The 18,338-nt window shown below is 69.3% G+C and carries 17 protein-coding genes and 1 tRNA gene; 6 read left to right on the top strand and 12 right to left on the bottom strand.

Translation table 11 applies throughout. The features are described 5' to 3' along the window. Positions 1-3: 3 nt before the first annotated feature. From rho to JX005_RS02840, 8 genes are all read right to left on the bottom strand, one after another. Positions 4-2,046 (bottom strand): transcription termination factor Rho, encoded by a 2,043-nt coding sequence (gene rho / locus JX005_RS02875; protein ID WP_214465878.1) that lies wholly within the window; start codon positions 2,044-2,046, stop codon positions 4-6. 195 nt (positions 2,047-2,241) lie between these two features. Further along, positions 2,242-3,189, bottom strand: a complete 948-nt coding sequence (gene thrB, locus JX005_RS02870; RefSeq protein WP_214465877.1) for a homoserine kinase — start codon at positions 3,187-3,189, stop codon at positions 2,242-2,244. After that, the gene (thrC, locus tag JX005_RS02865) at positions 3,186-4,274 is read right to left on the bottom strand and encodes a threonine synthase (protein WP_214465876.1); all 1,089 of its coding nucleotides are present in this window, start codon (positions 4,272-4,274) and stop codon (positions 3,186-3,188) included. Before thrC ends, thrB begins: the two co-directional genes overlap by 4 nt. A 1-nt stretch (position 4,275) precedes the next feature. After that, positions 4,276-5,595 carry a homoserine dehydrogenase gene (locus tag JX005_RS02860; RefSeq protein ID WP_214465875.1) on the bottom strand — a complete coding sequence of 440 codons (1,320 nt, stop codon included), beginning with the start codon at positions 5,593-5,595 and terminating at the stop codon, positions 4,276-4,278. Beyond that, entirely contained in the window at positions 5,592-7,079 is a 1,488-nt protein-coding gene (gene lysA, locus JX005_RS02855; RefSeq protein WP_214465874.1) for a diaminopimelate decarboxylase, read from the bottom strand. Before lysA ends, JX005_RS02860 begins: the two co-directional genes overlap by 4 nt. A 195-nt stretch (positions 7,080-7,274) precedes the next feature. Further along, the gene (locus JX005_RS02850; RefSeq protein WP_214465873.1) at positions 7,275-8,093 is read right to left on the bottom strand and encodes an LmeA family phospholipid-binding protein; all 819 of its coding nucleotides are present in this window, start codon (positions 8,091-8,093) and stop codon (positions 7,275-7,277) included. 4 nt (positions 8,094-8,097) lie between these two features. Beyond that, a complete protein-coding gene (argS, locus tag JX005_RS02845; protein WP_214465872.1) occupies positions 8,098-9,762 on the bottom strand; it encodes an arginine--tRNA ligase in 1,665 nt (554 codons plus the stop codon). Positions 9,763-9,864: 102 nt separating this feature from the next. After that, a complete protein-coding gene (locus tag JX005_RS02840; protein ID WP_214465871.1) occupies positions 9,865-10,731 on the bottom strand; it encodes a transglutaminase-like domain-containing protein in 867 nt (288 codons plus the stop codon). Between the two features lie 160 nt (positions 10,732-10,891). Between JX005_RS02840 and JX005_RS02835 the strand changes: the two genes are divergently transcribed. Together JX005_RS02835 and JX005_RS02830 are read left to right on the top strand one after the other, a co-directional pair. After that, positions 10,892-11,704: an SGNH/GDSL hydrolase family protein gene (locus JX005_RS02835; RefSeq protein ID WP_214465870.1), complete on the top strand. Its 813-nt coding sequence runs from the start codon at positions 10,892-10,894 to the stop codon at positions 11,702-11,704. A gap of 43 nt (positions 11,705-11,747) precedes the next feature. Beyond that, a tRNA-Arg gene (locus tag JX005_RS02830) sits at positions 11,748-11,820 on the top strand. Between the two features lie 354 nt (positions 11,821-12,174). Here the strand turns inward: JX005_RS02830 and JX005_RS02825 are convergent. Further along, positions 12,175-13,542 (bottom strand): hypothetical protein, encoded by a 1,368-nt coding sequence (locus tag JX005_RS02825; protein ID WP_214465869.1) that lies wholly within the window; start codon positions 13,540-13,542, stop codon positions 12,175-12,177. A 192-nt stretch (positions 13,543-13,734) separates the two neighbouring features. Beyond that, positions 13,735-14,874 carry an epoxide hydrolase family protein gene (locus JX005_RS02820; RefSeq protein WP_214465868.1) on the bottom strand — a complete coding sequence of 380 codons (1,140 nt, stop codon included), beginning with the start codon at positions 14,872-14,874 and terminating at the stop codon, positions 13,735-13,737. Positions 14,875-14,937: 63 nt separating this feature from the next. On the opposite strand from JX005_RS02820, the gene JX005_RS02815 reads away from it, so the two are divergent. Continuing rightward, on the top strand, positions 14,938-15,903 hold the full coding sequence (locus tag JX005_RS02815) for a helix-turn-helix transcriptional regulator (RefSeq protein ID WP_214465867.1): 966 nt from the start codon (positions 14,938-14,940) through the stop codon (positions 15,901-15,903). 12 nt (positions 15,904-15,915) lie between these two features. Here JX005_RS02815 and JX005_RS02810 read toward each other — a convergent pair whose 3' ends face one another. Continuing rightward, positions 15,916-16,416 (bottom strand): cupin domain-containing protein, encoded by a 501-nt coding sequence (locus tag JX005_RS02810; RefSeq protein ID WP_214465866.1) that lies wholly within the window; start codon positions 16,414-16,416, stop codon positions 15,916-15,918. Positions 16,417-16,561: 145 nt separating this feature from the next. On the opposite strand from JX005_RS02810, the gene JX005_RS02805 reads away from it, so the two are divergent. Further along, on the top strand, positions 16,562-16,906 hold the full coding sequence (locus JX005_RS02805) for a cupin domain-containing protein (RefSeq protein WP_214465865.1): 345 nt from the start codon (positions 16,562-16,564) through the stop codon (positions 16,904-16,906). A gap of 55 nt (positions 16,907-16,961) precedes the next feature. Next, complete coding sequence (locus JX005_RS02800) at positions 16,962-17,840, top strand: alpha/beta hydrolase (RefSeq protein ID WP_214465864.1); 879 nt, start codon at positions 16,962-16,964, stop codon at positions 17,838-17,840. 20 nt (positions 17,841-17,860) lie between these two features. Here the strand turns inward: JX005_RS02800 and JX005_RS16220 are convergent, their stop codons facing one another. Next, the gene (locus tag JX005_RS16220) at positions 17,861-17,995 is read right to left on the bottom strand and encodes a hypothetical protein (RefSeq protein WP_281421994.1); all 135 of its coding nucleotides are present in this window, start codon (positions 17,993-17,995) and stop codon (positions 17,861-17,863) included. A gap of 140 nt (positions 17,996-18,135) precedes the next feature. On the opposite strand from JX005_RS16220, the gene JX005_RS02795 reads away from it, so the two are divergent. Continuing rightward, entirely contained in the window at positions 18,136-18,303 is a 168-nt protein-coding gene (locus JX005_RS02795) for a hypothetical protein (protein WP_214465863.1), read from the top strand. Positions 18,304-18,338: the final 35 nt, after the last annotated feature.

Here is an 18,338-nt window from a genome sequence, read left to right as displayed (position 1 = left end):
GGCTCAGCGGATGCTGTTGTCGTCCGCGTGGCTGCGTCCGCCGTGACCGGTCGTCGGCGCCGGGATCGACTTCTGCATCTGCACGAGGAACTCGACGTTCGACTGCGTCTCCTTGAGCTTGCCGAGCACGACCTCGAGGGCCTGCTGGGGCTCGAGACCGGCCAGCGCGCGGCGGAGCTTCCAGGTGATCTTGACCTCGTCGGTGGACAGCAGCATCTCTTCGCGGCGGGTGCTCGACGCGTTGACGTCGACCGCGGGGAAGATCCGCTTGTCGGCGAGCTGGCGGTTCAGGCGCAGCTCGCTGTTGCCGGTGCCCTTGAACTCCTCGAAGATGACCTCGTCCATCTTGGAGCCGGTCTCGACGAGAGCCGTCGCGAGGATCGTGAGCGATCCGCCGTTCTCGATGTTGCGCGCAGCGCCGAAGAACCGCTTGGGGGGGTACAGCGCGGATGCGTCGACGCCACCGGTGAGCACGCGGCCCGAGGTGGGCGCCGAGATGTTGTACGCGCGGCCGAGGCGGGTGATCGAGTCGAGGAGCACGACGACGTCGCGCCCCAGCTCGACCAGTCGCTTGGCGCGCTCGATGGCGAGCTCGGCGACGGTGGTGTGGTCCTCGGCAGGACGGTCGAAGGTCGAGGCGATGACCTCGCCCTTCACCGTGCGCTGCATGTCGGTGACCTCTTCGGGGCGCTCGTCGACGAGCACGACCATGAGGTGGACCTCGGGGTTGTTCGTGGCGATCGCGTTGGCGATCTGCTGCAGCACGATCGTCTTGCCGGCCTTGGGCGGCGCGACGATCAGGCCGCGCTGGCCCTTGCCGATCGGAGCGACGAGGTCGATGATGCGCTGCGTCAGCTTCTCGGGAGCCGTCTCGAGACGCAGGCGCTCCTGCGGGTAGAGCGGCGTGAGCTTGCCGAACTCGACACGGGTGGCCGCGTCGTCGACCGACAGGCCGTTGATCGCGTCGACCTTGACCAGCGCGTTGTACTTCTGGCGGCTCGACTGCTCGCCCTCGCGGGGCTGCTTGATGGCGCCGACGACGGCGTCGCCCTTGCGCAGGTTGTACTTCTTCACCTGGCCGAGCGAGACGTAGACGTCGCTGGTGCCGGGCAGGTAGCCGGAGGTGCGCACGAAGGCGTAGTTGTCGAGGACGTCGAGGATGCCCGCGATCGGGATCAGGACGTCGTCCTCGCCGATCTCGGTCTCGAACTCGTCGCCGGTCTGCGCGGCACCGCGGCGCTTGTTGCGCTGGCGACCGCGACCGGTTCCCTGGTTCTGGTCGTCGTCGGCCTCGGGCGTCGCGGCGGGAGCGTTGTCCTTGCCGCCGTTCTGCTGCTGACCGCCCTGCTGCTGACCGTTCTGGCCCTTGTCGTTCTGGCCGCCCTTGTCGTTGCGGTTGCGATTGCGGCTGCGGCTGCGGCTCCGGCTGCGTGACGGGGTCTCGTCGCCGTTGTTCTCGCCGGTCTGCTCGGCAGAGTCGCCCTCGGCGGCGGGGGCGCTGCCTTCGGCGGGCTTCGCGTCGGCGGATGCCTCGGCCGGCGCATCCGCCTGGGCAGGCGCTTCAGCGGAGGGAGCGTCGGCGGCGGGCGCCTCGGCAGGCGACTCGGCGGGCGCCTCGGCGGGGGTCTCAGCCGGCGCGGCCTCAGCGGCGTCGGCTGCGGGCTCGGCCTGGGCCTGGGCCGGAGCCGCCTCGGCGGCGGGCTCGGGCGCGACGGCGTCGGCCGTCTTCGCGCGGCGCGGCGCACGCTTGCGCGGCGCCTTCACGGGCGGGGCAGCGGGCTCTTCGGCGGCGGGCGCCTCAGCTTCGGCGGCGGGCGCCTCCGCGACAGGCGCCTCGGCCGGAGCCTCAGCCTCTGCCGGTGCGGACTCGGCCGGAGCGTCGGCCGCGGCATCCGCTTCGGCCTCAGCCTCGGGCTCGGCAGCGACCTCGGTCGTCTCAGCCGCAGCGGCCTCGGTGGTGGTGGTGTCGACGTTCTCGACGGCCTCGGGCGCTTCCGCGCGCTCATCGGCCGTAGCGTCGGCGTGGATCTCGGAGATGGACTCCACGAGTTCTCCCTTGTCAAACGAATGGAAATGCACGTCCGCACGAGACTCGCTGCTCAGCAGGCGTCTGCCCGACCCTTCGACGAACTCAAGGACCTTCGACGGACTCGAGAACCGCGATGGCGCTCAGAGACCGTCAGCAGGATGTGGGGGGCCGTGCGGGTTTCGCAGAATGCGAACGGAGGCCAGATTCACGATTTACGTGGAACCCTCCGCGTACTCCCTCACTGTACCACCCTTGAAGTCGACGGCGAGCATGAGCGCGTCCCACGGGGTGTCGGACGCGGACGCTCCGAGGGCAGCGGCCTCGAGGCGTCGACCCGGTCCGTCGGCGAGCACGAGGACGCTCGGACCGGCGCCGGAGACCACCGCCGCGAACCCCTCGGCGCGCAATGTGCGCACCAGGCTGTCGGTGGCCGGCATGGCGCTCGCCCGGTAGTTCTGGTGCAGTTTGTCCTCGGTCGCCGCCTGCAGCAGCTCGGGGCTCTGCGTGAGCGCGGCGATCAGCAGAGCCGATCGCGACACGTTGAACACCGCGTCCTCCCGCGGGACCTGCAGCGGCTGCAGACTGCGAGCCACGGCGGTCGACATGGTGAACTCGGGCACGAACACGAGCGGCGAGACACCGCGGTGCACGAGGAGCTTCTTGTGCTGCGGACCCTGCTCGTCGACCCACGCGATCGTCAGGCCGCCGAAGAGGGCGGGAGCGACGTTGTCGGGGTGCCCTTCGAGCTCGGTGGCGATGCGCAGGAGCGCGTCGGGGCCGAACTCGATATCGCCTTCGAGCAGGCCCTTGGCCGCGAGGATGCCCGACACCACGGCGGCGCCGGACGAACCCAGCCCGCGACCGTGCGGGATCACGTTGTTCGCGTGCAGCCGGAGGCCCGGCATCCGCCTCCCCACCGCCTCGTAGACGTAGGCGATCGATCGCACCACCAGGTGGGAAGCGTCGCGCGGCACATCGGCGGCGCCCTGCCCTGTGACCTCGATCTCGAGCTGCCCCTCGGGCAGCGCGGTGACGTCGAGCTCGTCGTACACGCTCAGCGCCAGGCCGAGCGTGTCGAAGCCCGGTCCGAGGTTCGCGCTCGTCGCGGGCACCCGGACGAGCACGCGGCGCCCCGGAGCCGGGGCGACGGCTGCGCTCACGCGGTCGCCGCCGCGGGAGCGAGATTGAGCACGGATGCCACCTCCGACGTCGTGGCGTCGACGACGGTGGGCTCGACCTGGCTGCCGTCGGCGTTGCGCAGGGCCCACTGCGGGTCCTTCAGACCGTGACCGGTCACCGTGAGCACGACGCGGGAGCCGGGCGTGACGACCCCGGCCTCGACGCGGTCGAGGAGGCCGGCGACGCTGATCGCGGAGGCGGGCTCGACGAAGATGCCGACCTCGCCGGCCAGCAGCTTCTGTGCGGCGAGGATGCGCGTGTCGTCGATGGCCCCGAAGTAGCCGTCGGTCGCCTGCCGCGCCTCGAGGGCGAGCTCCCACGACGCCGGGTTGCCGATGCGGATCGCGCTCGCCACCGTCTCGGGGTGCTTGACGACCTCGCCCCGCACGAGCGGCGCCGAGCCCTCCGCCTGGAAGCCGAACATGCGCGGCACGCGCGTCGACACGCCGCCGTCGGCCTCCTCGCGGTACCCGCGGGTGTAGGCGGTGTAGTTGCCGGCGTTGCCGACCGGGATGAACTGGAAGTCCGGGGCGTCGCCGAGCTGCTCGACGACCTCGTACGCCGCGGTCTTCTGACCGTCGATGCGGTCGGGGTTGACCGAGTTGACCAGGTGCACCGGGTAGTTGTCGGCGAGCTCGCGGGCGATCTCGAGACAGTCGTCGAAGTTGCCGCGGATCTGGATGAGCTGGCCGTTGTGCGCGACGGCCTGGCTGAGCTTGCCCATCGCGATCTTGCCCTCGGGCACGAGGACGGCCGCCGTGATGCCGGCATGCGCCGCGTAGGCCGCCGCGGACGCCGACGTGTTGCCCGTCGAGGCGCAGATGACCGCCTTCGCGCCGTGCTCGATCGCCCGCGAGACCGCGACGGTCATGCCGCGGTCCTTGAACGACCCGGTCGGGTTCATGCCCTCGAACTTCACCCACACGTCGGCGCCGGTGCGGCGCGACAGCGAGGGGGCCGGCAGGAGCGGGGTGCCGCCCTCGCCGAGGGTGACGACGGTCGAGGCATCCGTGACGCCCAGACGATCCGCATACTCGCGCAGTACTCCGCGCCAGACGTGTGCCATGTCAGTCTCCTTCCACACGCAGGACCGAGACGACGCGCTCGACGACGCCGCTCGCGGCGAGACGGTCAACCGTCTCGCTGAGGTCCTGCTCCAAAGCCTTGTGCGTGCCGATCTCCAGACGCGCGGTGCGGGCATCCTCGCCCGCCACGGTCTGCTCGACGGTCGCGATCGACACGCGGCCGTCGCTGAGGATCCCGGCCACCGTGGCGAGGACGCCGGGCTGGTCGGCGACCTCGAGGGTGATCTGGTAGCGGGTGGTCACGCGCCCGACCGGGACGACCGGAAGGTTCGCGAGGGTGGACTCGCCCACGCCGACACCGCCGGCGATGTGGCGTCGCGCGGCCGACACGACGTCGCCGAGCACCGCCGAGGCGGTCTGGACCCCGCCGGCGCCGGCGCCGTAGAACATGAGGTTGCCCGCGGCCTCGGCCTGCACGAACACGGCGTTGTTCGCCCCGTGGACGCTCGCCAGCGGGTGGGTGCGATCGATCAGCGCCGGGTAGACGCGGACGGAGATCGACTCGCCGGTGCCCGAAGCACCGGGCCCGCCGCTCAGTCGCTCGCACACGGCGAGGAGCTTGATGACATAGCCGGCATGGCGCGCGGCATCCATCATCGACTTGTCGATCGACGTGATGCCCTCGCGATGGACCGCGTCGAGCGGGACAGTGGTGTGGAAGGCGAGGCTCGCGAGGATGGCCGCCTTCTGCGCGGCGTCGTAGCCCTCGACATCGGCGGTGGGGTCGGCCTCGGCGTACCCCAGACGCTGAGCGTCCGCGAGCACGTCGGCGAACTCGGCGCCCTCGGTGTCCATGCGGTCGAGGATGTAGTTCGTCGTGCCGTTGACGATACCCATGATGCGCTGCACGCGGTCGCCGGCGAGCGAGTCGCGCAGCGGGCGGATGATCGGGATCGCGCCGGCCGCGGCGGCCTCGTAGTACACCTCGGCGCCCACCTGGTCGGCGGCGTCGAAGATCTCGGGACCGTGCGTCGCCAGCAGGGCCTTGTTCGCCGTGACGACGTCGGCGCCGGAGTTGATGGCCTGGAGCAGGTGGGTGCGCGCCGGCTCGATGCCGCCCATGAGCTCGATGACGATGTCGGCGCCCACGATGAGCGATTCGGCGTCGGTCGTGAGCAGCTCGCGGGGCAGGTCGGTCTCGCGCGGAGCGTCGACATCGCGCACCGCGATGCCGATCAGCTCGAGACGTGCTCCGGCGCGGTCGGCGAGCTCGTCGGCGTGCTGACGGAGCAGTGCGGCGACCTGCGACCCGACGGCGCCGGCGCCCAGCAGCGCAACGCGAAGACGGCGGTAATCGGTCACTTCGACTCTGCGTTTCGTCTCGCCTGCGGCTCGCTCAACGAACGCCGCTCGCTCGATCCAGGCATGCGATTCTTCCCTTCCTCGGGCATCGGGGTGAGGCCGGCGTCGCGCGCGAGGAGGTCGTCGACCGACTCGCCGCGCACGATGACGCGCGCCTCTCCCCCGCGCAGCGCCACGACAGGCGGGCGGGGGACGTAGTTGTAGTTGCTCGCAAGCGAGAAGCAGTAGGCGCCGGTCGCCGGCACCGCCAGCAGATCGCCGGGCGAGACGTCGCCGGGCAGGTACTCCGCGTCGACGACGACGTCGCCCGACTCGCAGTGCTTGCCGACGACCCGCACCAGCACCGGTTCGGCCTCGCTCGTGCGGGATGCGATGCGCGCTGAGAAGTCCGCGCCGTACAGCGCCGGTCGCGGGTTGTCGCTCATTCCGCCGTCGACGCTCACGTACAGGCGGTCCGCGCCATCGACCTCGACCGGCTTGGTCGTGCCGACCTCGTACAGCGTCACGCCCGCGCGGCCCACGATCGCTCGGCCCGGCTCGAACGCGAGATTCGGCATCGGGATGCCGCGCACCTCGCACTGCCGCGCGACGGCCTCGGCGATGCCGACCGCCAGCTCTTCGATCGGGGTGGGGTCGTCGACCGACGTGTAGGCGATGCCGAAGCCGCCGCCCAGGTTCAGCACGGGCAGCTCGCCGCCGGCCAGCAGCTCGGCGTGCAGCTCGACGATGCGCGACGCGGACTCCTCGAACCCGGCGGTGCCGAAGATCTGCGAGCCGATGTGGCAGTGCAGGCCGACGAGATCGAGTCCGGGAAGCTCGCGGATGCGGGATGCCGCGGCCGAGGCATCCGTCAGCGTGAAACCGAACTTCTGGTCTTCGTGCGCCGTCGCCAGGAAATGGTGCGTCTCGGCGTGCACGCCGCTGTTCACACGCAGCAGCACCGACTGGCGGACGCCGCGGCGGTCGACGATCGCGGCGAGACGCTCGATCTCGATGAGGCTGTCGATCACGATCGAGCCGATGCCCGCCTCGACGGCGGCCTCGAGCTCGGCGACGCTCTTGTTGTTGCCGTGGAATCCGAGCCGGGCAGGATCGGCGCCGGCTGCCAGCGCGACGGCGAGCTCGCCCCCGGTGCAGACGTCGACGGCGAGGCCTTCCTCGGTGACCCAGCGGACGATCTCGGTGCTCAGGAACGCCTTGCCGGCGTAGTAGACGCGGGCCTGCACGCCGTGGAGCGCCGCCGCCGCGCGGAACGCGTCGAGGGTGCGTCGGGCGGTCGCGCGGACCTCGTCCTCGTCGAGCACCCACAGCGGGGTTCCGAAGCGCTCGCGCAGTGCCGTGGCGGAGACGCCGCCGATCCGCAGCACGCCCTCGTCGTCGCGATCCGAGGCCGTCGGCCACACGAGCGGGGCGAGGGCGTTGGCGTCACCCGGCGGGACCAGCCATGCCGGTGCCAGGGAGCGGGACTGCGAAGGGGCGGACACGGGGAGGACCAATCGGTTCGGGCTTCGACGCGGGACCGCCCGGGCGACCGGATCGGCGCGGAGTATCCAGCGGACACGCCGGGCGCGCAGTCGATCCGGCGGCCGCGTGCACCGGAGAGTTCACGCGCCGGACGGTCCTTGCAGTCTAGGGCACAGCCCATGCCGGGCCCGTGATGTGTGACGCCCCGCGAGGGGTCAGTCGCAGGTGCCGTTCGCCTGCAGCGACGGGTCGGTGACGATCGCTCCGTCGACGTCGGCGTCGGCGACGAGAACGTCTCCGTCGACCTGCACATCGGTGAGGGTGACGCCCGCAGGGATGTACTGGGCGAGGCATACCGTCCAGTCGCGCGTGACGAGTGCGGCAAGCCGGCCGAACTGATCAGAGAGCTGGGCGGCGTCGATCTGGGCACCCGCCACCTCGAACGCCGTCGGGGTGAGCACGATGTCGCCCTCCGCGACCGACGGCGTCAGCGACACCCCGACCGGGATGCCCGCACCGAACAGCTGAAGCTCGGTCGCGACATCGATGCCGGGGTCGGCGAGCTCGACGGTGTCGGCCGGGAAGCCTTCCACGGTGGCGAGCAGCGTCCGCAGCTGCGTCTCGTCGAGCGTCACAGTCGCCGTGGCGCCCCCGATGTCGGCGCCTCCGCGAATCGGCACGTCGGTCGCCGTCACGGTGACGTCGCCCTCGTACCCCCCGACCGGGACGTCCTCGGACGAGACGGTCAGCTCGTCGAGCGTCCCGCCGATGAGCTGCGGAATCAGCACACCGGGCACCGCCACGTCGATCGGGTGATCGGCGGGCAGCGACAGTCGCTCGCGGATCTCCTCCTCGACGGTCTGGTGCACGAGGTCGCGGGCGACCGCCTCCGCGACGAACCAGGCGACGACGGCCAGCACGACCACGATCGCCAGGGCGACGAGCCACGGCCAGACGCGGCGACGGCGACGGGGCGTCGACGGCTGCTCCCACTCCGGCAGCGGCTGGGTGGGGTTCGCGTCGGCGGCCGTCATCGCATCACATCCGCTCCGGCGCACCCACGCCGAGAAGGTGAAGTCCATTGCGCAGCACCTGGCCGGTGGCGTCGTTGAGCCACAGCCGCGTACGGTGAACCGCCTCAACGGGCTCGTCGCCCAGCGGGATCACGCGGCAGTTGTCGTACCAGCGGTGGTAAAGCCCGGCGAGCTCCTCGAGGTAGCGCGCGACTCGGTGCGGCTCGCGCAGTTCGGCGGCGAACGCCACGATGCGCGGGAACTCCTGCAGGGCGCCGAGCAGTGCGGACTCCGTCTCGTGCGACAGCAGCTCGGGAGCGAACTCCGAGCGATCGACGCCGGACGTCGCTGCGTTGCGCCCGACGTTGTGGGTGCGCGCGTGCGCGTACTGCACGTAGAAGACGGGGTTGTCGTTCGTGCGCTTCTGCAGGATGTCGAGGTCGACGTCGAGGTTCGAGTCGGCTGAGCTGCGCACCAGCGCGTAGCGGGCGGCGTCGACGCCGACGATCTCGACGAGGTCCTCGAGCGTGACGACGGTGCCGGCGCGCTTCGACATGCGCATCGGCTGCCCGTTCTTCACGAGGTTCACCAGCTGCCCGATGAGGATCTGCAGATTGACGCCCGGCTCGTCGCCGAACGCCGCGCACATCGCCATCATGCGCCGCACGTAGCCGTGGTGGTCGGCGCCGAGCATGATGATGCAGCGGTTGAAGCCGCGCTCCCGCTTGTCGAGGTAGTAGGCCAGGTCGCCTGAGATGTACGCGGGCGTCCCGTTCGAGCGGATGACGACACGATCGCGGTCGTCGCCGAAGGTCGTCGAGCGCAGCCAGACGGCGCCGTCCTCCTCGAAGATGTGGCCCTGTTCGCGCAGACGCTCCACGGCCCGCGTGACGGCGCCCGACTCGTGGAGGTCGTTCTCGTGGAAGTAGACGTCGAAGTCCACGCCGAAGTCGTGGAGGCTCTTCTTGATCTCCTCGAACATGAAGCCGACGCCGAGCGCGCGGAACGCCTCCTGCTTTGCTTCGGCGTCGAGGCTGTCGATGTCACCCTCGTACGCCAGCGCGACCCGGCGCGCGATGTCGCCGATGTAGGCGCCGCCGTAGCCGTCCTCCGGCGTGGGCTGTCCCTCGTGCGCGGCGACGAGGCTGCGCGCGAACCGGTCGATCTGCGCACCGTGGTCGTTGAAGTAGTACTCGCGGGTCACCTGCGCGCCTTGCGAGGAGAGGATGCGCGCGAGCGAGTCGCCCACGGCCGCCCAGCGCGTGCCCCCGAGGTGGATCGGCCCGGTCGGGTTCGCCGAGACGAACTCGAGGTTGATGATCTCGTCGGAGCGCGAGTCGTTGCTGCCGAATGCAGTGCCGGCGTCGACGATCGTCTTCGCGAGGGCACCGGCGGCCGCGGCATCCAGTCGGATGTTGATGAAGCCGGGTCCGGCGACCTCGACGCTCGCCACGCCGTCGACGGCTTCGAGGCCCGAGGCCACCTCGGCGGCGAACTCACGCGGGTTGGCACCGAGTGTCTTGGCGAGCTTGAGGGCGGCGTTGGACGCCCAGTCGCCGTGGTCACGGTTCTTCGGCCGCTCGAGCGGCAGGTCGGCAGCGGTCAGCCCTTCGGCCGCTCCGGGTCGTCGCGCCTCCGCCAGCGGGGCGATGACGGTGAGCAGGGCGGCGGAAAGGGCGTCGGGATTCATAACCGCACCAGTCTAGTTCGCGCGCTGCGCGCCCCTTCCCGCTACCCCCCGGTCGTTGAGCGAGCGAAGCGAGACGAAACGCCCCCGAGCCTGCGCAGAGCCTCACGCCAGCTGCACAAGCTCCAAGAAGTCATCCCCCGCCGGATCGGATGCCTCCACAGGCGTCTCCGTTCCGCCGGCCGCCGGAGCCCCGCCCTCAGCCCCCTCGACGTCGTCCGGCACGACCCATGCGTCGACACGCATGCGCTGGAGGCCGACGTAGCCGCCGTGATAGCTGAGGAAGGCGCAGTCCGCGGCATCCCGCCCCGTCGCGATGCGGACGAGCGAGCGACGGTTCGCGAGGCGCGTGCCGTCGATGACGTACCAGGCGCCGTCGAGATAGGCCTCGGCCACGGCATGGAAGTCCATGGGCTGCAGGCCGGGCGCAAAGCACGCGGCGTAGCGCGCGGGCATGTCCATCGCGCGCAGCAGCGCGATGACGACGTGCGCGTAGTCGCGGCACACGCCCTGCCCCGTCATGAGCGTCGTCACGGCGCTGTCGGTGCCGTGGCTCAGACCGGGGGTGTACGTCGTGCTCGTCGCGACGAAGTCGGACACGGCTGCGATGAGGTCGTGGCCCTGCAGCCCCTTGAACTGCCGTCGCGCCTGCTGGAACACCTCGTCGGACTGGCAGTAGCGGCTCGGGCGCAGGTAGGTGATCGCCTCCAGGTCGCTCGTGCGGCTCGTTGCGGCCTGCCCCTCGACGGTCGCTTCGTAGCGCACCTCGAGGCGCCCCGACTCCCCCATCAGCCGGTGCAGCCGGCTGCCGGACTGGTCGACGATCTCGGTCGGCGTGTACACGCGGTCGCCCTGAGTGAAGGTCAGCTGCTCGCTGATCAGGGGCACCGCCTGGGCCGCTGTGATCTGGAAGATGAGGTCGACGGACGACCCCAGATCGAGGTCCAGTTCGGCGGTCACGACGCGTTGCACCGAAGTATCCTCGCATGCCGGGAAGGGCGGTTCCTGCGCTTGTGCACAGCGGCCGAAGCCGCCCGCGCGGCGGCCCCGGATCGCTCAAGATTCACGCGTGCTTTCCCCACGATTCCGGACGGGGAATGGCGGGCACCGGATCGTGACGTACCCTCGGTGCATGCACGCGCCCGGACGCCTCCGCGCACGGCGTCCGTGGCTGCCGCTGGTCGGCGCCGCGCTCGCCGTCGCCGTCGTCTGCGCGCTCGGCATGTGGCGACCCTGGATCGTGCCGTCGGCACCGGTCGCGGTGGAGGCGGAGTCGGCTGCGGTCTCCAGCGCACCGCCAGCCCTCGCGCTGCCCGATCAGCCCCGCGTGCTCGTCTTCGGGGATTCGTGGGTCTACGGCTCGGCGGCGACCGTGCCGAGCCTCGGGTTCGCGTACCTCCTGGCCGACCACCTCGGCGGCGAGACGATCGTCGACGGCGTCCGCGGCAGCGGATACCTCAAGCCCGGGCTCGACGGCGGCTCGTACGGCGAGCGCGTCGCAGCCCTCGACCCGGCGGTCGATCCCGACCTGATCATCGTCGAGGGATCGATCAATGACCGTCGTCTGCCCGCGAAGGGGTACGGCGATGCGGTGAACGCCGTGTGGGACTCCTTGACGTCGCTGTACCCCGACGCGGCGATCGTCATTCTCGGACCCGCGCCGCAGGTGCTCCCGGTCGAGCCGGCGACGGCGCGCATCGACGACGACCTCGCCGCTCTCGCCGCAGAGCGCGGCTGGTGGTACGTCTCGCCCCTGGACGAGAACTGGATCACGCCGGAGAACTACCTCCAGATCATCGACACGGGCGAGATCGGCCGCGACCATCCGTCGACCGCCGGCCACGCCTACCTCGCGGAGCGCGTAGCGGCTGCGATCGCGGCCATGTCGGAGGCGACGGATGTCGTGGCCGACGCTCCGCTCGACGAGGACATCGTCGCTCCCTGACGGCACGGGGATGCCCTCGGCGGATGGTAACCTCGATCGGCACGCCTCCGTAGCTCAGGGGATAGAGCGTTGGTTTCCGGTACCAAAGGTCGCAGGTTCGATTCCTGTCGGGGGCACTCAGAAAATCCCAGGTCATCCTGGGATTTTCTTTTCCGCTGCGCCAAGTCACCGCGCACGTGACCGTGTCCAACGGCGTGCGCACACGGTCCGGTCCGCTGCGCACGATAGCGGTGGCCAGGCCGACCTGGGGCTTGCGCAGTAACGGCAGGCTCTCCCCCGCACGGGCTGCTGGGGTGTGTCGTCTTCAACGGTGGGGTGCTGCTGGCGGCGTGGTCCGTATTTGGGATCTCGGTCGCGCACTCCGTGTGGCCGAGACGATCGCGCCGCAAGCGCTGACGAATAGCTGGCCCCGCGTCAGACGCGACACATCCGGTGTCTCGCCATCGGCAGCCGTCCGTTGGAAGCAGACCCTACTGTGCGGCGGCTCCCGAAGCTCCCGCGAGCTCGTCGTCTTGGGATGAGAGGGCAGCTGAGGGCAGGTCTTTCGACACCTTCTCTTCCACTACGACCTCTTCAGGCTTGCGCAGCCTCGGAGGTGCGGCCGACCAGTCCTTGAGACGCTGGCCGACCAAGTCGTAGGAGACGAGAATCGCGTCCATCACTGAATCGATGAAGCCTGACCGCCCCGCCAATCGCGCGCCGCCCATCTTTCCGAGGTAGGTGACCGTGAACGACTTGATCTCCTTCGAGGGGTCAGCGACAAGTACGCCTGGGTCCTCACGCGCAGTTCGGAGGAGCTCTGCCGTGCCGCCTCGTTGACGTGCAGCGAAAGCTTCGACACGCAGCGTGTCGGGTGCGTCTTTCAGTTGGCGAAGCAGCCAGTTGACTCTCGTTGTTGGCCTACCCTCGGCAGGAGCACTTGTGGCGAAAGAGCAAGCTATCTGTGCCGCGCGAATATCGACGGTGACGGTCAGAGGCGACACGGCATTGGGAATCCGGATCGCGCCAGACATCTTGCCCTCGTTCACCAGCATGTCGGTCACGGCTGCGATCCGAAGTGCCGGGTTTGCGACCTCCGCCTTCGACAACACCTGCGTCACGTCGGCGCCGAGTCGCTGCCCGAGCTTGAGTGCGCCATACCGGAGGAGCGCATCGAACCGGCCTGCAACCTGCGCCGCATCCTTGTCGCTCTTGCGAAGCGTGCCGCTCGAGACCGCATCCCGAACGGGCACCCAGCTCGGCCCCATGTCCGTGAACTCGACGGCGCCCGATTTCGGGTGCTCGAGATAACGGATCAACTCACCCAAGATCCATGCCTGGTCCGGATCGGCGACTCCACGAAATTCCTTCTGCATCACCGCCGCGGTCAGCACTTCGGTCCACGACAAGTGGTGCATTGAGACGTACTTCGATTTGCGTTTGTCGACAACGGTCGGATGGACGCCTGCCGCGGGGGAAATCTCATTTGAGATCGTCAAGAGCGCATCGAAGCGGCGTTCTCGCGCGACATCGAGATAGTTTTCCAGCTGCTCCCGCTGCAACTCGTTGTTGCCAGTCTTGACCTCGACGAGGGCTGTCCAGACCTTGCTGCCCCGCTTCACGCGAATGAGACCGTCCGGAAAGACCTTTTTGTCACCCAGAACGAATGGCACCTCGATAAACGTCTCAATCGCGCCCGCAGGCGCACCCATTCGGCTTGTGAGGACGCGGCCATACTCCTTGACCGAACTCATTACCGCGAGCAGCGCGGAAGTTGCGCGCCGTTCCTGCTCTTCAGCACCGTTGATCCCCGATGTCGGGATCAGACGTGCAACGTTCCAGGGGTTTTCTTCTGCCACTTCAACTCCGTCATCGACACGACCTACCCGAACGCTAGCGCCATCGTCGCGAAGTCCCTGGCATTTCAGGCGGCAACGCCTTGGGAGACCCCGACCTCACGTGTTTGAGGAGCAATGTCTTCCGAGCATCACGTCCGGTACACGTCGAGTGCCGGGCCGGCGGGCCCCCGCCCGCCGACCCCTGTCACGCCATCACGAGATGCTGTGGAAGAAGTCGCGGATGTCGTTCGCGAGCAGCTGCGGCTCCTCCATCGCCGGGAAGTGGCCACCCTCAGCGTGGTCGGTCCAATGGCCGACCGCGTTCCACGGGTCCATCGTGCGGCGGATGAGCGGGTGCGTGTCGAACGCCACCCATGCTGACGGCACCTCCGGAGCGAATGCGAACTCGAGTTCGGTGTGCTCTCCCTCGTAGTAGAACTGCGCGCTCGATGCGCCGCTGCGCGTGAACCAGTAGAGGCTGATGTTGGCGAGCAGCTGATCGCGATCGACCACGGGCGCCCGGTGCCCACCGCCACCGCTCCTCACCTTGAACTTCTCGCCGATCCACGCGAGAAGACCGACGGGTGAATCGGTGAGGGCGGGGCCGATCGTGTCGGGTCGGTGGTTGTGCATCTCGAGGTAGCCACGCTCTGCCGCGCCCTCCCCCTGCAGCGCCGCGAGCTGGTCCAGCTCGTCGTCGGTCAGACCGTCGGGCGAGGGAAACCTGACGCCGACCAACCCGAGCACGGCGCGATCGACGCCGAGGTGCGCACCGATGACCCGTTGCGGGTAGACAGCCGCGAGGCGGCCCGCGATACCGGAACCGATGTCGGAGCCGTGCACCGCGAACCTTTCGTAGCCGAGCCGAGTCATGATCTCGGCATAGGCATCCGTCGTCTTCGCGAGTTCCCATCCGCTTGAGGAGAGCGGAGTAGAGAAGCCGAAGCCGGGCGGCGACGCGCCGACCAGATGAAACTCGTCGGTCAGCAGCGGGATCAGCCGCTGATACTCGACGAACGAGCCCGGCCAGCCGTGATTGAGCAGCAGCGGAGTGGCACCCGGGTTCCCCGATCGCACGTGCACGACGTGGAACGTCTGGCCGTCGACGATGGTTGTGACCTGCGCGTGCTCATTGAGCTGTGCCTCCTGCGCGCGCCAGTCGAATCCGTCGCGCCAGTATTCGGCGAGCTCCTGGAGGTACGGCAACGGGATGCCTCGGCTGAAGTCCGCACGGTCCCCTCGGTCCGGCGCGGGAATCGGCCAGCGGGTGCGGGCGAGTCGCCCGTGCAGGTCGTCGAGGTCGGACTGCGGGATGTCGATGCGGAACGGCGTCAGCGCGGTGGAGTTGTTCATACCAGCGACAATTCCAAGCAATGCGGAAGACGAGGTTCCGCAATGTCAGGAATGATCGAGAACATGCTGGAGACCTCGGCCCGTCTGCTCGAACTCCTGTCGCTGCTGCAGCTACGACGCGACTGGACGAGTTCCGAGCTGGCCGCCCGGCTCGAGGTGAGCACGCGAACGGTGCGTTCCGACATCGGAAAGCTGCGATCGCTCGGCTACCCCGTGGACGCTCGTCCCGGCACGGCAGGCGGATATCGGCTGGCCGCCGGCACGGCCATGCCGCCGCTGCTTCTGGATGATGACGAGGTCGTCGCCGTCGCCGTCGGACTGGGTGCGGTGGCGACCTGGAGGCTCGGTGTCGAGGAGACCTCGCTCACCGCGCTCGCGAAGCTCGAGCAGGTGATGCCCTCACACCTGCGGCGGCGCGTCGACGCGGTACGAGAGGCGACCAGCGTCGTTCCGGGGACCGAACCGCGACCAGACCTCTCGGTGCTCAGTGCGGTCGCCTCCGCCATCCGCGGCCATGAACGGCTCCGGTTCGGCTACACCACGCATCGTGGAAGCGAAGGCTCTCGCCACACGGAGCCGCAGCGGCTCGTGAGCTGGGGACCCGTCTGGTACCTGTTCGCGTGGGACCTCGACCGTGATGACTGGCGAGTGTTCCGAGTCGATCGCATGGTTCCGCACCCGCCGACGGGCGTGAGATTCCGCCCACGTGTGATCGCGGAAGACGATCTCGTCGAACACGTCGTCAGGCGTATCGTCCAGGCGAGTTGGAACTACCGCGCACGTGTGGTGGTCCACGCCGCGGCGTCGGAAGTCGCCGCCGCGCTTCGCCTGCCGGTCGAGGTAGAGGTGGTGGACGACTCCACGTCCCGCGTTGAGCTGGGTTCGGATGATCCCGACGCGCTCGCCCTGCGGTTGGCGCAGCTCGGCGCCGACATCGACGTCGTCGAGGGCGACGAGCTCAAGGATGCCTTCGAGCGCCTGGCCGCGAGGTTCAGTCGCGCAGCCGAGCACATCGGGCGGGGTCGCTGAAACCTCGACCCCTCACGCCTCGCACTGGTCAAGGTCGGTCTCGGCGAGCGGGTCGCCCTCCGGGATGATGTACGTCACCCACAGCACGACGTCGACGTCACCCTCATTGACGCCTTCGTGCACGTAGCCGGGGCCTTCGATGATGGCCTCGCCCTCCTCGTACGCACGAACGCCGCCCGGATGCGTGGGGGCGTAGTGCGTGAGCGTCCCGTGCTTCACGACGGCGATGAGCTGGCCATCGTGGCAGTGCTCACCGGTTCCCGCGCCGGGCGCGATCGTGATCTCCCGGAACGTCACGCCGACGCCGTCGGCGCCGGCGGCCACCGTGACGTCCACATCCTCTTCGGTCTCCCCCGTCGCAAGGTCGACGGCCTCCACGGGCGCCGGCGGCGTCGCAGAGCGCGTGGACTCGATCCCAGTGGTCGACACACCGACGCAGCCGGCCAGCGCGAGTGCTGCGAAGGCGATGACCAGAGCGGCTACGTTTCGCGGTGCTCGTGATGGTGACTTCATGACGCGGCCGCTCCGTCGTCGTACCAGCCTGCCTGCGTCGGTCACTGAGCCCTCATCTCGGGTCGGCCCTCCATGATCGGAGTGGGTCTCACGGTAGCGGCGATCGGCACTTCGGTCGGGCTTCCGCGCGGAGTACGCTCCCACCATGGCCGAGGAAGATCCGGTGACGACCAACCCGGCGCACTACCGCGTGATCCTGGAGAACGAGCTCGTCCGCGTGCTGGAGTACCGAGATGAGCCGGGCGAGACCACCACGCCGCATGTGCATCCGAACAGCGTGATGGTGACCCTGACCGATTTCCAGCGTCGGCTGACCACGGACGCCGGAGAGCGTGACGTCGAGATGTCCGCCGAGCAGGTGATGTGGCTGCCCGCACAGCGTCACGCGGGCGCGAACATCGGTCGCACCGCGACGCACACCATCTTCATCGAACTCAAAGGGGATGCCGCGGGCGACGTCGACGGCCGCGTTCTCGGCCCCAGCACCTGACCCCGGGATTCCGCTTCTGCGGCGTCCTCGCCGGGCATTGCGGCATGCTGGTCGGATGTTCGACGGCTTCGCGATCGAGGACGTGGCGGTCGCAGATGACAGCGTGGTGCACGTGCGCCACGGCGGCAGCGGACCGGCAGTCCTTCTGCTGCATGGCCACCCTCGAACAGGCTCGACGTGGCATGCCGTCGCGCCGCCGCTGGCCGAGGCGGGCTATTCGGTCGTCGTTCCCGACCTCCGCGGCTATGGAGCCTCGCGCGGGCCGGCGCCGACGCCAGACCACCGCGCGCACTCGAAGCGCGCCGTCGCCGGCGACATGACCCGCCTCATGACCCTGCTCGGCCACGAGCGTTTCACGGTCGTCGGCCACGACCGCGGAAGCTATGTCGGTCTGCGCCTGGCGCTCGATCACGCGCACCGCCTGGATCGCGCGGTGCTGATCGACTGCCTGCCGATCAGCGAACATCTCGCCCGAGCGGATGCCCGGTTCGCAACCGCATGGTGGCACTGGTTCTTCTTCGCACAGCCCGAGACTCCGGAACGGGTGATCAACGCAGATCCGGATGCCTGGTATCTCGGCGACCCCTCGGTGATGGGCGCGGAGAACCACGCCGAATGGCGCGCGGCGATGCGCAACCCCGACGTCGTGCGCGCCATGCTCGAGGACTATCGCGCCGGCCTCACGATCGACCGTGAAGACGAAGAGGAGGACCGGCGCCGCGGGCGCCGGATCACCGTGCCCCTGCTCGTGCTCTGGTCGCTCAGAGACGACCTCGAACAGCTCTACGGCGATCCGTTGGCGATCTGGCGCGACTGGGCCGACTCCGTCTCCGGCGCCGGCGTCGAGTCCGGCCACCACGTCGCCGAGGAGGCGCCCGCGGCTCTGCTCGATGCCCTGCTGCCGTTCCTACGAGAGGACCGGCGGGTGCGATGACGCGTCAGGGCAGCGCAGGATCACATCCCCGCGGCCTTGCGCGGCTTGATGAACTCCTGCGGCTCACGCTTGGCGCGCTTGGCCGCGCGCTTCTCCTTGATCGACAACTGTGCGACCTTCTTGACTCCGCGCGATTGCGGTGACTTCCCAGACATCGGAACTCGCTTCCCCTTCGTTCGGCTGGCGGGTGAACCCCCGACCATAGCCGCCTTCCACAGGAAGTCAATTCCGGGCACGACCCGACAGAAAAACCCCGCCGACTTGCCTTTTTTTTCTTCCGGGCTATGGTGAGGGCATGTCCATGGCCGTTCTTGCTCCCGCCCCGGTGCGTCCCTCCGACGCCACCGTGGTGACCCGTGCGATGGACATCGCCGGCGCCCGGCACGAGGTGCTGCCGCCGCGGATGCACGTGCAGGGAGCTGATGTGCTCTACCGCTCCTTCCGCCGCGCTCCGCCGCCCTGAATCCGTGTCCGATCACGGACTCTCCGGCTACCCAG

It is taken from the genome of Microbacterium flavescens (assembly GCF_018588945.1).
Taxonomy (GTDB): Bacteria; Actinomycetota; Actinomycetes; order Actinomycetales; family Microbacteriaceae; genus Microbacterium; species Microbacterium flavescens.
This window is presented reverse-complemented; position numbering and strand designations above follow the sequence as displayed.